At 61.8% G+C, this 15,123-nt stretch carries 7 protein-coding genes and 1 pseudogene; all 8 read right to left on the bottom strand.

Translation table 11 applies throughout. The annotated features are described in order from the left end of the window. Positions 1 to 60 precede the first annotated feature (60 nt). Complete coding sequence (locus QWJ34_RS22520) at positions 61 to 4,470, bottom strand: Ig-like domain-containing protein (protein ID WP_302731349.1); 4,410 nt, start codon at positions 4,468 to 4,470, stop codon at positions 61 to 63. A 359-nt stretch (positions 4,471 to 4,829) separates the two neighbouring features. Next, the gene (locus tag QWJ34_RS22515) at positions 4,830 to 7,004 is read right to left on the bottom strand and encodes a hypothetical protein (RefSeq protein ID WP_302731348.1); all 2,175 of its coding nucleotides are present in this window, start codon (positions 7,002 to 7,004) and stop codon (positions 4,830 to 4,832) included. A gap of 99 nt (positions 7,005 to 7,103) precedes the next feature. Next, positions 7,104 to 8,789, bottom strand: a complete 1,686-nt coding sequence (locus QWJ34_RS22510; protein ID WP_302731347.1) for an extracellular solute-binding protein — start codon at positions 8,787 to 8,789, stop codon at positions 7,104 to 7,106. Positions 8,790 to 8,882: 93 nt separating this feature from the next. Then, positions 8,883 to 9,758 (bottom strand): carbohydrate ABC transporter permease, encoded by an 876-nt coding sequence (locus QWJ34_RS22505; protein WP_302731346.1) that lies wholly within the window; start codon positions 9,756 to 9,758, stop codon positions 8,883 to 8,885. A gap of 45 nt (positions 9,759 to 9,803) precedes the next feature. Then, positions 9,804 to 10,763, bottom strand: a complete 960-nt coding sequence (locus tag QWJ34_RS22500; protein WP_483314298.1) for an ABC transporter permease — start codon at positions 10,761 to 10,763, stop codon at positions 9,804 to 9,806. 218 nt (positions 10,764 to 10,981) lie between these two features. Continuing rightward, positions 10,982 to 12,103 carry an SGNH/GDSL hydrolase family protein gene (locus QWJ34_RS22495; RefSeq protein ID WP_302731345.1) on the bottom strand — a complete coding sequence of 374 codons (1,122 nt, stop codon included), beginning with the start codon at positions 12,101 to 12,103 and terminating at the stop codon, positions 10,982 to 10,984. Next, positions 12,096 to 13,232, bottom strand: a complete 1,137-nt coding sequence (gene bglB / locus QWJ34_RS22490) for a beta-galactosidase BglB (protein WP_302731344.1) — start codon at positions 13,230 to 13,232, stop codon at positions 12,096 to 12,098. Before bglB ends, QWJ34_RS22495 begins: the two co-directional genes overlap by 8 nt. Before the next feature lie 249 nt (positions 13,233 to 13,481). Next, positions 13,482 to 15,123: pseudogene (locus QWJ34_RS22485) on the bottom strand (DUF5704 domain-containing protein); the annotation flags it as partial.

Below are 15,123 nucleotides of genomic sequence, written 5' to 3'. Positions count from 1 at the left end.
TAAACGGAAGGCGGACCGTCTCCGCCGAAGCGTTACGGTCCTTCTTCGTTCATTTCAGTTTCAATACGACAATTCCGTGATGCGCTGGCGTGAGATAAAGCCGATATGGCCGGCTTCGCCGATCGCGTCCGCGGACGGATCGAGATAATTGAATACTTCCGTTCCGTCCGACGTCAGCACGACGCGCACGCCGCCGGATTCCTTGAACACCCCGGTCTGGATCTCATGTTCCGCGCCGAAGCCCAGCATCGTGTTCGGAATCGAAAGGCCCTCGAGACCCGGAGCCTGGGAGGTCCCGCCGTAAATGGTGGTCCGCTTACCGGCGTTGAACCGGTGCAGCTCGATGCCGCCGCTGCCGATTACGCTCATATACATCGTGCCCGTGCTGTAGTTCTGCTCGATGTCCTGATTGTTCAGCATCAGCGCGTACCAGTTGCCGGAACCCGGCACATCGTCGATTTTCAGGTTGAAATTCAGCATTTCGTTCTGGAATTTGCGATCCTTGTAAACGGCGTAGCCGCTCGGCGCCCGCAGCGACAGCGTACCGCCGGCCAGTTCGCTCAGCGCGTTGGCCTGCGTATTCACATACCAGCCGGACGGATTCTCGATCTCCGGCTGAAGCGAATGAGTATAGACCGTGCCGTCTTTCCACACTTTGACTTCGTATTCGACGTCCAGAGCTTCGCCGTCCGGCCCGGCCGCCGTGATCGTCAGCGCCGCGGCGCCTTCCGCGACCGCCGTCAGCTTGCCCGCGGCATTTACGGTAAAGACCGAATCGTCGCCGCTGTCGTAGCCGACCGAAGTCAGCGCGGTACGGTCGCCGAAGCGGCTGACGCCGTAAGCTTCAAGATCCAGCGTTTGCCCTTCTTTCGCATAAGCGACATGCCCCGGCCGGCCTTCCAGCCCGATATCCGTCGTTTCGTCGTCCACCTGGACCTGCGCGTGCAGGATGCGCAGCACGGAGCCTTCGATCACCGCGATCTCGATCGTGGCAGCGCCCGTCGATACGCCGGTCGCCACGCCCTGACTGTTCACCTGCGCGATCTGCGGATCCAGGCTCCGGTAATAGATCGACGCGCCCGCGGCGCTGTTGGATTCGTCTTTGCCGCCGATGCTCGTCAGTTGGAGCGTCCCGCTTTGCCCGCTCTCAAGTTCCAGCACCGCCGTGCTCCAGCGGCCGATTTCGCCGTCGTTCAAAGCGGCGTATGCCGATTGAAGCCCGGCGTTTGCGATGATAGCCTGCGCTTCCTGCGGCCAGTTCGCGTCCGGCACGACCGTATTGTCGGCGAATACGACTCTATCGCTGTTGTTGGTAAACGTCGCCGTCGTCGTGTAATTGTGCACGTACTCCACATCGTGGATCGACGGCACGTAAGCCATTGCCCAGCGGACGGAAGTGCTCCACGGCGGCGTGTCTTTCAAGTCGATCACGTTGTGCTCGAATTTCCAGAACGCCGTGCCTTCGTCGGTGTACAGCGCCGCGTTCGCTTCGAGCTGGTTGCGGATATAGTTGCCGCCGACAAAGTTTTTGTCGTCCGCCGTCGCTCCGGTCGCGCCCATCGTGTAGATCGCTCCGCCGTCGCGCAGCCCTTTGCCCATCAGGTCGTAGATCAGGTTGTCTTCGACTTTGACGTTGCGCGTAACCGGATCGAACGCTTTGGCCCAGCCGTAGCCGATATGCACGCCGCTGTAAGGCAGCTCGTACATTTCGTTATGGCTGATGTCCATATCGAGCGGATAGCCCGCCGATACGGCCGCCGCCGACTTGAAGTCCACCCCGATATCGTGGATCACATTGTTGACGATATCGTCGTTCTTCATAATGAGGCGATGGTCGTCCGGGTTGAAGATGTCGCGGTCGCTTGAGATCGGCTGGCCGACGTTGACCGCGCCCCCGGAGATATCGTAGAAGCGGCTGCCTTCGATCAGGCTGTTCTGCACGCCGTTTTGCAGCCGGATGCCGGTGATGCCGAGCTTCGCGAAAGTGCTGCCGGTAAAGTTGACGCCGTTCGACAGCTCCGCCATGATCGCCGCCGGCGGAAGCTGGTCGGGCGATCCGGCGTAGCGCAGGTGGTTGTTCTGCGCGTCGGAATGACCGGCGTCCGTGCTCGGACGCATCCAGGTCGAATACATAAACGCGATGTCTTCGAAATTCAGATTGCGCACGGGATTGTCGGCCGATTCGCCCATGATCGTCGCCAGCGTCTCCAGAACGGGAGCGACGACTGTCGCGGTGCCCAGGTCTTCCCACGCGCGCGGCTTGTAGTACATAACGCCCGCCGCTTTGTCGTAATACCACTCGCCCGGCCGATCGAGCAGTTCGCGCGCGTTCTCGTAATACACCGGCAGCGTGGCCGAAGTCTGGCTGCGGTTCGAGACCGCGGTCCAGCCCGGCTGCCGCAGCGTAATCTGCGCCAGTCCGTTCGCCTGCGTCACCGACTGCACGCGGACCCGGGAATTGGTCCATTCGTCTTCGAATACCAGTTCAAGCTCCGGCGCGTCGCTCCACGACGCGATCGCGGTATCTTCCGACGTGTAACCGGTCGCCGTCTTGACCGGGCGGGTCAGTCCGCCTTCGCTGCGGGCTCGCACCGCCCGCACGCCGTCGACGAACAGCTGGCGCGTCTCCAGGCCGGTTCCGACGTTCGAGCGGTAAACGCCGCTGCCGGCCGCCGTCTCCGTCCAGCCGGCAATCGTCCGCCCGCCGCTGACGACGGTGTCTTCGCCGCCCGCGCCGCGGTACGTCACAAAGTACCCGTTCGTGCCGGAATCTTCCGGCGTAAACGCCAGCGGCGCATTCAGCGCGAAAGTACCCGCCGCGAGATTCACCACGATATCGCCCGTCATATTGTCGTTCAGCAGCCGCACTTCCTGCTGCGCGCGCCCGATCGTCGCGAACGGCGAAGCCGCTGCGCCGCTGCCGCCGTCGCTGCCCTGCGGCGAGACGAACAGTTCGCGCATCACGGTGCGAGCCGCCACCGTAACGGCCGCTTCGCCTTCCGCGCCCGACACGGCCGCTGCCGTGATCGTCGTTTGTCCCGGCGCGACGGCGGTCACTTCGCCGTAGCCGTCGACCGTGGCGACCGATTCGTCGGCCGAGGTCCAGGTCAGATCGGTCTCGGACGCGCCTTCCGGCTCGAACGAGGCGTCCAGCAGCGTGTGCGAACCGACCGGCAGCGGTCCCGCCGGCGCTTCCACCGTCACGCCGGACACCGGAACGTCCGCGACGGTTACCGTTGTCTGGGCGGCCGCGATCGGCTCGTCCGGCTGCGCCGTAATCACGGCCGTGCCTTCCGATACGCCGTGCACCCGGCCATTGGCGTCGACCGTCGCCACCGACTCGTCGCTGGACGAGAAAGTCGCGCTGCGGTCGGTCGCGTCCGCCGGATCGAATACAAGTTCCAGATCGATGTCGCGTCCAGGCGGCACCTGAACCTGCGGCTCGGCGAACGAAGCGGAAACCGCCGCGATGTATCCGTTTACATAAAAGTCGTCGAACGAAGCGGAGCCGCTGTGTTCTTTGTACACGGCGACCGAGAACGAGTTCATCGGACCGCTGTTTTTCATCGGTTTTTTCGTCAGCAGCCTGCGGCCGTCGACTTCGAGGTCGAACGTTCCGGTCCCACTGTTCATCGCGACGCGCACATCGTACCAGACGTTGGGCTCTACCGGCATCAGCTTGGTCCAGGTGCTAACGCCCTGACCCATATAGCTGATCGAGCCGCCGTATACGGCGAACTGTGCCAGAGCGGCCGTGTCTTTGCCCGGTGTCGGCAAATAAATCACCGTATCGGTCTGCGGCACGCTGAAGCTGTAGGACAGCGAGCTTTTGGCGCTCGTCACCGCAGCCGGACGGCGGAAATTATACGTATTCGCGACCGGCGCGGCCTGCGAGACCGTCAGCACTTTGCCGCCGCGATCCGCCGAGGCGGTTACTTTGGCCGTTACGCCGGCCGGCGGCGAACCGATCGTCCAGCCGGGAGGATTCGCGCCGGCGGCCGCGGATTCGAACGTATCCGCGACGATCGGCGCCGCGGACGCCTGCGTGAGCGCGGAAGCTTCGGCGGCTTCCGCTTTGTCCGCGGCCGGATCGGAATCCGGCGCGGCTTGGCGTTCCGGCCCGGCTGCGCCGGAGCTGTCTGTGGCGGAGCCGCCGGCGGCGGGGGAATCGCCGCCCGCATCCGGCCCGGCGGGTTCGGCGGGCGCGGCTTCGGGATCGCCGGACGGCCCGGCGGCCGGTTCTTGCGCGGCGGGAGCCTGCGCGGCCGCTCCGCTTGGCGGCGCAGCGGCAGCCGCATCGTCGGCGGCGGCCGGAGCCGCCGAAGCCGGCGGCGCGGCTTCGACCATCAAGCCGGACGGAGCGGCGGCGGCCGAGACAGCCGGACGGCCGATCCCCGCCGGCGCCAGACCGGCCGTCAATACCGCAATCATAACGCAGCGATTCAAGCGCTTCCAGACTTTCTTGTTCATGTTTCATCTCCTTCCGTGCTGTGCACGGGAATGTAAGCCTCGGTCTGAATTTCGATGAATCGCAATCAACCGTTTGCTGCTTCGACACAAGCCCGGCTGTAGAATGCTGACGATAGGACAACATTTATCGGAAAAATCCGGAGAACCAGCTAAAATGTTGACTCCGTGCGCACATTCGGACGTCAAAATCGCTAATCATGCCGGTTTGCTTATAAAATGTGTTCCAAAAGTCAACATTTTGCCGTAAAGCATCTTTTTTCGCCGAAAATGTTGACCGAATGCGCACATTTCCAGCAGGCCGCCGCTGTGAACAAGCAGCCGCCCGGGCCCGGGCTTGCAAACCGCTGTCCGGCGGCGGCTCAAGTCGCCGCTTCGTGCGGATCGAGGCGCAGGCGGACCAGCTCCTCCCCGTCTTGCAGCAGTCTTATGCTGCGAATCAGTTCGTGCGAAGCCCGCGGCACTTCGCGGTCGTCTTCCAGAACGTCTTCGATCGCGAGGCGCCGCAGTTCGGCCCGGATCGTTTCTTCGTCCGGCGCCTCGTCGAGACACACGACCGCCCAGCCGGTTTCCAGTCTCGGCGCGATGAGCGTCCGCTCCGCGCCGGCGTACAGGACCTGGCGCAGCTTGAGCAGCTCGCCTGTCCGCCGAACCTCAAGCACGCCCGGCCTGCGGGCCGCGTCGTCAAGCGGCAGCTCCGGCGCAGCCGGCCGTGCGGCAGCCTCGGCCTTTTTCGCCGCGCCGGCTTGAACGGCGTCTTCGCCGCCCGCCCGCCGAAGACCTTCGGGCCGCGGGGCCGCCGATTCTTCGCCCGGCGGCGCGCCGCCGCCGAACCGAATACCGAGCAGCGGCGATATGGCGATCGCCGCTCCCTCATAGCGCAGCACCCGCCACAGCCGGCCGTCCCCGCCGGCTATTTCTTCCGCATCGCCGTCATAGCGATGCACGATCCATTCGTCGGCGATCTCCGCCGCCGGCTGGCGCACATTCTCCAGCACGCGCAGCGCCAGCAGCGCGGGCCCGTTCTGCGCGGCGAACGCGCGCACTTCCGGATAAGGGCGCTGCGGGAACAGCGCCGGCATCAGGTACGCGGTCTTGTAGCTTTCCGCCGGATGCGTGCGGACGATCTTCCCGTCGTCCGCGTACCAGCGGGCGTAAGACACCTGTCCTCCCGCCGCCGAAGCCGACAGCGGAAAGCTCTGCCAGCCGAGTCCCCACGTCTCGTGCTGGTAGCTGCCCGGCATCACCGGAAAGCGGTTCAGGCTGCCGAGCCGGAGGCGCCGGCCGACCCAACTGCAGGCATACGCATCGTCGAACACGCGCTGCCTGAGAATACGCGGAACCTCGGGCTGCCGGGCCGGGCCGGCGCGGCCCGTTCCGACCGCCGCTTCTGCTGCCGCTTCCGCCGCGCGATCCGCTTCAAGCAGTCCGTTTCCGGGACGTCCCCCGTCCCCGTCGTCTCCGCCCGGCTGCGCCGCGCGGCGAAATTCCGGTTCGAACAGCAGCAGCGCCGGCAGGTCGTTGACGTGAAACGAAGCCGTCTCCGCCCTACCCGCGCCGGTTACGCCGGCGATCAGCCAGGCCGGGCTCGGCCGCCGCACTTCGCCGCCGAAGTTGTAACTGCGGATCGACGGCACAAACTCTTCGCCGTCGTAAAAGCGCAGAATCGCCAGCAGTTCTTCTTTCCGGCTTTCCAGCCGCCTTACAAGTTCCGCGTCCGCTTCGCGCAGCAGCTCCGCCGCAATCTCCAGCGCGTTCAGCATCACGCCCTGGTAGACGAGGCTCATATTCTCGCCCCAGCCCCAGCCGCGGCGGCCGGTGTAATCGTCCCAGCGGCGGAAAAACCCGGCCGCCGTTTCCAAGCGTTCTCCGTCGCCGGTCAGATCGGCGATCGCCAGCAGCATCGCGCCGTCGCTCAGGGTCTTGTTCGGATAATTCAGCTCGGGTTCGCGGCATTCCCGTTCGAACCAGACCGCCGCCCGGCGCAGCATCCCGTCGATGACCGCCGCATGCCCGTCCGGCACGGCCTGCGGCGCGCGCAGCCTCAACGCGACCAGCGGCATCAGGATAAAGAACGCCGCGTTCGAATCCTGCACGCTTTCTTCTTCGGCGTACCAGCGAAACGCGCCGTCGAACGGCCCGCCCGGCTGCGATACCTGAAGCCGCTCCAGCGCCCGGAGCGTCGCCAGTCCCCGGTCCGCCGTCAAGACCACAGCTTCGGCCCCGCCGCGCCCGGACCGCGCGCCCGCATCCGGGCCTCCCCCGTCCGCATTCCCGCCGCTCCGGACCGCTCCCCTTCCCGCTCCGTCGTTCGCGCTTTTTTCGCGTCCGATTTCGTATTCGCCTTCCAGCCAAGCCAGCAGCGTACCCAGCGCGTAATAGCCGGCCGAATACCGCCCTTCGTGGCAGTACGGCAGATGCGCGACCTGCCGGGTATGGCCGGGCCGATCGTAGCGGACAAGCCCGTCTTCGATTGCGATGCCCTGCGACGCTTCCGCATACATCCTCCGCATCGTCCGAACGGTCCAATCGTTCAATGCGCTGCCTCCTTTTGCTGCGTGCGCGCCGCGGTTCCCCGCTTTCCGCGGCCTCGCCCGTTCGCGTTTTATTTGCGCCCTATCGCGCTTTGCGCCCTGCTACTCTTCTTTTTTCATCTGCTCGCCGATCTCGTAAATGTCTTCCATCAGAATAGCGTCGTCTTTGCTTTCGGCGTACCAGTTCGCGTAGAATTCGTCCACCTGCGCGCCGCCCGCTTTGTCCCACACCGCCTGCGCGTCCGTAATAAATTTGTCCACCGCCGCCTGTCCGCCCCCTCCGACGATCGTTTGCATCGCCAGGTCGAGGATCGTTTTGTTGGCGTTGGTGTTGATCGTGGTCAGATTCTGCGGCAGCAGAGGCAGGTAAGCTCGCTGGGTGATGCCGACCATCGGGCGGGACGGGTCCATATAAGCTTTCTCCGCCTGCTCGTAAATCTTGATAAAATCTTTTTCCGCGGCGGTCGGATTCACTTTGTTTTTGATTCCGTAATTTTTGCCGATCAGCGGAGTCAGCATGCTCATATCGCGGTTGTATTCCAGTTCGGTTTTGTTTTTCTCCGGATCGATCGCTTTGGCGCGGCCGTCCTCGGTCTTCTCGTAATGCTCGCCTTCAATGCCGTTCTGGATCGTGTTCGTGTATTCGTCGCCGACCATAAAGTCGATCATCTTCATCACCGATTCCGGGTCTTTGGCCGCCGCGTTCACCATGCCGGTCATCTGCACCGGACTGCTGAGCGTCGGGCTGTAGCTTCCGAACTGCGTCGCCGGCAGCTGCATCGCGATCACCTCGGCTTCCGGCACGTTCTGCTTGAGCGCTTCGTACGAGCCGACGTCCGCGCCGTTGCTGCCGTATATGCCGAGCTTGCCGGAAATCCACATCTGCTTCTGCTTCTCGCCGTTCTTGTCGGTCACGAAGTCTTTGTCGGCGACGCCCGCGTCGTAAAGCTGCTGCTGAAACGAGACCGCCGCGCGAATCCGTTCCCAGTCGTGCACCACTTTGCCGTTTTCGAGCACCCACGGAATCTGGTCTTCGCCGAACAGGGTGAAGCCGGTGCCGTACATATGGTTCAAAATAATGCCGGCCACAAAACTCAGTCCCGTGCCTTCCGTATCCGCTTTGCCGTCGCCGTCCGGGTCCTGCTGCGTAAACGCTTCGGCGACTTTCAGATACTCTTCCGGCGTTGTCGGGACTTCGAGTCCCAGCTTGTCCAGCCAGTCTTTGCGGATCAGCAGGTAATGCTGCGGCGCGAGCTGCATCGGACGTCCGACCAGATACAACTTGCCGTCTTCCATCGTGCCCGCTTTTCGCAGCGCCGGATATTTGTCCAAAATGGCTTTGTAACCCGTGCTGCTTGTCTCGATCAGATCGTCCAGCGGCAGCAGCTGCTTCTGGTTGTAGAGCTGGCCCTGGTACGCGGTGTCGAATTCGAAGATCAGGTCGGGCGCCGAGCGGGACGCGAACAGCACGTTGAATTTTTGCAGCGATTCGAATCTCGGCACGGTGACGTATTTGACGTCCACCGGGCCGTTCTCGTTCACCCACTTGGTCCAGCGGTTGTTGTCCATCGTGCCTTCGGAAGCCGGAACGGTGCCGCGGTCGTACAGCGAAACGGTGATGGAACCGCGTTTGTCGCCCGACGTTCCTCCGCCCGCTTCGGCGCTGCTGTTGTTCGGGCTGCTGCTGCAGCCGGCGGCCGTCAGGGCGAACGTCGCGGCAAGAATCGCGTATACGGCTTTTTGGGCGGTTTTGGCGGACAGGGCCGCGGACAGTCTTTTTCTGGTCATGGGCATAACCCTCCTTTTGAATAGAAACCCGGACGTAAGAACGCTTACAAATTCGTTTTCCCAAAAAAGTTCACCGATGATCGGGACCGGGAACTATCCTTTGATCGCGCCGATCGTCACTCCTTTGACAAAGTATCGCTGCAGCAGCGGGTACACGACCAGCATCGGAACGATCATGATCATAATGCCCGCGGCTTTGATGCCTTCCGGCGTAATATTGTTCACCTGCTGCGTATCCATCGTGTTGATCTCCTGAAGCACCGACTGGCTGCGCACCATCTGCTGGATGAGCACGGTCAGGTTGAGCTTCTCGGGGCTGTTGATGTAGATCATCACGTTGAAGAACGAATTCCAGTAATACACCGCGTAAAAAAGGCCGATCGTCGCCAGCATGGGCAGCGACAGCGGCAGCACGATCCGCAGCAGCAGCCTCCATTCCCCGGAACCGTCGATGCGCGCGGCTTCGGCCAGTTCTTCGGGAATATTTTCGAAAAAGGAGCGCATGATCATCATATTGTACGTGCTGACGAGCGCCGGCAGCCAGAGCGCGCCGTACGAGTTCACCAGCCCGAGATAGTTGACCACGAGATACGTCGGGATCAGCCCGCCGGTGAACAGCATCGTAAACACGATCGCAAGCGTCAGCCAGCGGCGGCCGTAGAACTCGCGGCGCGACAGCGGGTAGGCGGCGCAGATCGTCACGACCATGCTCATGACTACGCCGACGACCGTAATCAGCACGCTGTTGGTCAACGAGCGCAGCACCGGCGTGCCCGCGAACAGCAGTTTATACGACTCGAACGTAATCTCCTGCGGCCACAGCGTCACAAAGCCCGACAGCACGGCGTTCTTGCCGCTGAGCGACAGCGACGCCAGATGCAGCAGTGGCAGCAAACACAGAATGCCGGCGAGCGTCAGCAGCACATAGTTAAAAGCGTAGAAAATGCGTTCTTCCCTGGTGGTTCCCATCGTTTGACCTCCTTGTTGAAAGCCGGATTCGGGTCGCGGGAAAACTTACCACAGCCCTTTGCCGAATCGGCGGGCGACGGCGTTGGTGAGCAGCACGAGAATAAACGCCACCAGCGATTCGAACATGCCGAGCGCCGCCGTCAGGCTGAACTGCCCGCCCTGCAAACCGATCGCGTAAATATACGTGCTGATGACTTCGGAAATGCCGGATACGATCGAATTTTGCAGCACATACACCTGGTCGAAGCCCACTTCCATCACGCGGCCCATCGCCAGGATCAGCATGATGACGATCGTCGGGCTGATGCCCGGCAGCGTGATATGGCGGATCTGCTTCCATTTGCCCGCTCCGTCCATCGACGCCGCTTCGTACAGACTCGGGTCGATCGAGGTGAGCGCGGCCAGATAGATAATGGCGCTGAAACCGGCGTCTTTCCAGATGCCGGAACCGAGGAAGATCGCGACCCACGAGCCTTCGTGGAACAGGAATGCGAACGAGTGCCCGGTCAGCTTTTCCATCACGACGTTGACGACGCCCGATTGGGCGAAGATGGTGACCACGAGGCCGCCGACGATGACCCACGAGAAAAAGTGCGGCAGGTACACCAGCGTCTGGACCGATTTCTGGAACCACTTGCGGCGCACCTCGTTCAGCATGACCGCGAGCATAATCGGAAAAGGAAACCCGATCAGCACGCTGAGGACGCTGAGCAGCAGCGTGTTGCGGATAATTTGCAGCGACTGCGCCTGGGTGAACAGCGTCCGGAAGTTGTCGAATCCCACCCACTGGCTGCCCCAGACCCCTTCGAAAAACGTATAGTTTTTGAACGCGATCACCAGGCCCGCCATCGGCGCGTACTTGAATACCAGATAGAAAACAACGACCGGAACGAACATGATCCACAGCGGCATATTCGTTTTGAAGCGCTGCGTCTGCCAGAAACGCCGCGCCCGTACAGACGACCGGGTCTGCAAGCGGACTTCTTTGGCCGGATTGGCTTTCATGATCGAAACCTCCTTTCGGTAAATCTCACTTGGCGAATCCTATTCGGTAAGCGTTATCATTTTGCGGGTGATACCGGTTTGAAATGGCCGTTTCTGTTTGTCACGATACCTGCCGCAGCCGCGAATCGCAATATTCAGTTTTCGCGTTTATTGCGCGTAAACCGCGCGGTTATGCGGTTTAGCGCTGAAAGCAGGAGATTATCCATTTGAAAATCCGATTATCGGATGCAGCCGGCGCCCAAGTCTTCGCCCAGATCTTCGCGCATCCGCCGGGCGAGGTTCTCGCCCATGCGGACATGCCCTTCGTCGCCGGGATGGATCAGGTCGCAGGACAGGCCGTCGGCTTCGGTCAGGATCGTATCGCCTTCGAGCAGACGCAGCGGCGGATATTCCAGGCGCTGTGCTTCTTCGCGCAGGATCTGATTGAACCGCCGATCCTGCTGCCCCGCCCGCGGCGACGCCGAAGTCAGCGTAGAGAAATTCGGATAGATCGTGGTCAGGAAGATCGGGCTGCCGGGATGCGCCGAAGAGATGCGTTCGAGCGCGTACCTGACCCGGCTGCGAAATTGGTCTCCGTCCATGCCGTCTCTCATATTGACGCCCGGCTCAAGAAAAAGGATGTCCCAATCGCGCCGCGCGGCGATCCAGTCGATCAACTCCGGCTCGCACAGGCACGAGCCGCTCATGCCCAGATTGTGCAGATCGCAGCCCAGCAGCCGGGCTGTGCGGTCGATATACGCCGAGCGGCTCATTTCGCCGCCGTGCGTGATCGACGAGCCGTAGGCGAGCAGCGCCGCCTTCGGCACTTCGCCCGGCTCCGGCGGCCGGACGGCTGCGCCGAAGGCGTCGAGGCCGTGATATACGGCCTCGGAGCGCCCGAAGCGGATGCGCCAGACTTCGGGCGCGAAGCCGGAAGCCCTCAGCCGCCCGCGGTCGGCCGACTCCAGGCGCTGCGGCTCGCTCAGCCGCAGCGTGCGGACTTCGCCGGCTTCCAGCCGGTGCTCCGAATGGAACAGCCCGCCCTTGTACACGGCGACGGTACCGCCGTGTACCGGCAGGGAAAGCGTCGCGTCCACGGTCTGCGAGGACGTGACGAAGCGCAGCTCGCAGCCGGTCGCCTCGGCTGCGATAAAGCGCCCGCGAGCGCCGAGCCGCTCGCGCACGCTGCGCGGGATGCGGCGGATGTACACGCCGCCGTTCGGGGCGGCCTCCAGCTCGGCCGCCCCGTGAAAAGCGACGCCGTCCTTGACCGTGACGGCGGAAACCGGGCCTCCGGCGGCTGCCGCGCCGCCGTGCGGCTCCGCCGCTTTCCCGCTTCCCGTGTCTTCTTTTTCAAGCATATGCCGCTCCTCCCGTCTCTCCGCCGCGCGCACCTTCCCCGTCAGCCGCATCCGGCGCTTCCCCGCCATGCTTCAGGGCTTCGACCAGCAGCAGCAGCGCCATCGACTGTCCGTACGGCATCGGGCAAACGGGAACCTCCCGGTAATCCTGAAGACTCCGGCCCATGCCGGTTCCGTACGATACGCCCCGCACCACGCCGTCTTCGCCGATCTGCGACAATACGTAATCAAGCGCCCGCAGCGCGCCGTCGCGATGTTTGCCGTCCAGATGTCCGCGCCGGTACGCTTTCAGCATCCCGTAAGCGAAAGCGGCGGTCGCCGACGTTTCCAAATACGAATCGGAATCGTCCAGCAGCGTATGCCAGGCGCCTTCCGGCGACTGCAAATCCAGCAGCTTGTCCGCCTGCCGCCGCAGCGACGACAGCAAGAAGCTCCGCACTCCGTCCGGCTGCTCCGTCATATCCAGGTAGTCGACAAGCCCGGCCGTATACCAGGAATTGCCCCGAGCCCACAACGCTTTTGCAAAGTGATGACCGCCTTCCTGAAACGTCCAGCCGTGAAAAAACAGCCCCGTCGCCGGGTCCGTCAAATACTTCAAATGCACGAGAAACTGCCGCATGCTTTCCTGGATATAGGCGTCGTCTCGCAGCAGCACGCCCATCCGCGCCACAAACAGCACCGTCATATACAACGTATCGTCCCAGAGCTGGCCTTCGTTGGCGCTGCCCGTCACCTCGTGCTGGATACCGCATTCTTCCGTTCTCGGCATATCGTTCAGCACGTAATCCAGCCATTCGCGGCACAGATCGAGATAATCCGGGCGGCCCGTTTCTTCGGCGAGATAAGTGAGCGTCAGCATGGGACACATGGTGTTTACGTTTTTGCTTGGCAGCCCTTCGGCGATTCGGGCATCGAACCAATCGGTCAGAAAACGCAGGACCGCCCCATCCCCCGTTTCCCGGTAATAGCCGTAAAGCGCAAACAGCCCCACGCCCTGCGGCCATTCCCAGTTCTCCATCGAGATGATGCCGATCGGCGCCGTTTCCTCGATCGATCCCCGCATACCTTTCATTCGTTCAATGACATCGAAGATCGTTTGCTCCAGTTTTTCTTTTGTAAGCGCACTCATAAATCTGCTCCTTTCGCGTGCTTGTCGTGCTTGTACCGAAAGAGTCCGATGACGATGTTTTATATTCAACTCTGCGGCACCTTTGCCCCGTCAGTGTAGGCTTGAGCGAATCTTTTCGTAAATAGACAAGAATCCTGCTTATGCGGAATATTCGATCCGGGAAAGCCGGACACAATAAAAAAAGACCTGCTCCGAAGAGACAGGTCCGTTCCTGCGGCTTTGCCGGCGAAGCTCGATTCCCGGCCTATATTAATGCGGCACTTCCACCTGGAAATCGTCTTTATACGATTTATCGGCGTTGAAGAATACGATATCCCCGTCATGCAGCGAAAACGCGTTGCCCCACGAATCTTTGACGCTGCGCTTGAAGCCTTCCAGGCTCCACTGGTTCATCAGCGGCGCGTTGATGTACTGCAAATGCGGATCTGCGAGGTCGCCGTTTTGGATGCTTTCGATATTGAAGTTCAAAATAATATAGCCGTCGCGCAGGAAAATCGGGTCGCGCTTGGTCAGTCCGCGGTGCGTCCGGCCGTATTCGGCCAGGTCGGCGCCTTTGACGACCACATACGGATCGCCGGGCAGGCTGTATTCGCCGTACCATTTCTGCACCGCCGCGTTCGCCCGGGCGTAATCCACCGAAGCCGGCAGATGGCTTTTGGGCCCGATCAGCGTGCGGATCTGCTCGGGGAGCAGCAGCAGGTCGAAACCGCCGACCGGCGTTTTGAGCTTGGTAAAGCGGCGGATATAGTCGCTGATGTACATCTCCCGGCTCACGCCGTTCATTTCCGCAAAGCCGTAGTAATGATCGTATTTGTACCGCGCCGTATCGGTCATTTCCTCTTCCGGCACATTGCGCAGCCGATCGTTCAAGATCACGTAGCGCTCCTGGGTATCTTCCGGCGAACCGACCCGGATAAACGTCCGATGATCGTCGTTGTAATACAGATCGACCGGGGTTTTCGTTTTTCCGTCCCTACTGACGAAAGTGAAGCTCGGCGTGACGCGGATTCCGTCCTGTTTGCCGAACATATTGCCTTTCGTTTTCAGGTCGAACTTGATGTGGTAGCCGGTCTTGACCGCGATATTCTTCATGCCCTGGAGCGGATTGCTGCCGGGCAGGATCGGGAGCGTGAACGGAGCGGCGCTGCCGCGCGCATCGCCGTCGACGCCGAGCAGCCCGGTCCAGTAGGTACTGCCGGTGTGCGTCGCGCTGCCTTCCATCGTGCGGAAAACACGTTCCCAATTGTAATCGGCGATATCGGTAATATGGAAATCGTACAGCCGGCCGATCACTTCGACGTCTACGGTATCGACTGCCACATGGTTGTTCAGATCCAGGTTGGCATCCTGCTGATACGGCAGATTGTCCGGCGCGTTTTCCGCGATATTGCGGAAGTACACCGTATAGTCGCCTTCGTCCACCCAGACGGGCAGGAAGAACGTTGTGTCGAGCTGGTTCACCGGGATATCGATCCAGGTGTCTTTGGGATAGAACGTCGATCGATCGGCGGTATAGACGTCGAACGGGAAGCGCACCTGCTTGGACCGGAAGTATTTCGCGTAATCCCGGTTGCCGTAGCCCGGGTAGTTCGTATGCTGCCCGCCGGTCGGGATGGTAACGGTAAACGGCCGGTCCAGGATAAACGCCATGCGGCCGGCATTCGGCTGCGTTTTCTGATTGTGCGCCCGGTCGTCGGTAGCCGATGAGTAGTTGACGACCGGGGTGTGGACGGTGACGGGATTCAAGTTGTTGATCGGGTAGGTTTCCCCTTCATCCGCATTGACATTGCTGCTTGAAGCACTGTAAGTAATCGTTCCGCTGCTTGGCGCGCTCTGCCGATTGGTTTTGGTATTCGAGATCCTGTTGTTCGGACTGTAAAGGACATCCCGG

Origin of the sequence: Saccharibacillus sp. CPCC 101409 (assembly GCF_030518235.1) — a bacterium.
In the GTDB taxonomy this organism is placed as follows: domain Bacteria; phylum Bacillota; class Bacilli; order Paenibacillales; family Paenibacillaceae; genus Saccharibacillus.
The sequence above is the reverse complement of the archived record's forward strand: the minus strand, read 5'-3'. Positions and strand labels throughout refer to the sequence as shown.

Coding starts and splice junctions, on each gene's coding strand:
- QWJ34_RS22520 (WP_302731349.1), bottom strand. CDS start 4,470: ATGAACAAGAAAGTCTGGAAGCGCTTGAATCGCTGCGTTATGATTGCG.
- bglB (WP_302731344.1), bottom strand. CDS start 13,232: ATGAGTGCGCTTACAAAAGAAAAACTGGAGCAAACGATCTTCGATGTC.
- QWJ34_RS22495 (WP_302731345.1), bottom strand. CDS start 12,103: ATGCTTGAAAAAGAAGACACGGGAAGCGGGAAAGCGGCGGAGCCGCAC.
- QWJ34_RS22500 (WP_483314298.1), bottom strand. CDS start 10,763: ATGAAAGCCAATCCGGCCAAAGAAGTCCGCTTGCAGACCCGGTCGTCT.
- QWJ34_RS22505 (WP_302731346.1), bottom strand. CDS start 9,758: ATGGGAACCACCAGGGAAGAACGCATTTTCTACGCTTTTAACTATGTG.
- QWJ34_RS22510 (WP_302731347.1), bottom strand. CDS start 8,789: ATGACCAGAAAAAGACTGTCCGCGGCCCTGTCCGCCAAAACCGCCCAA.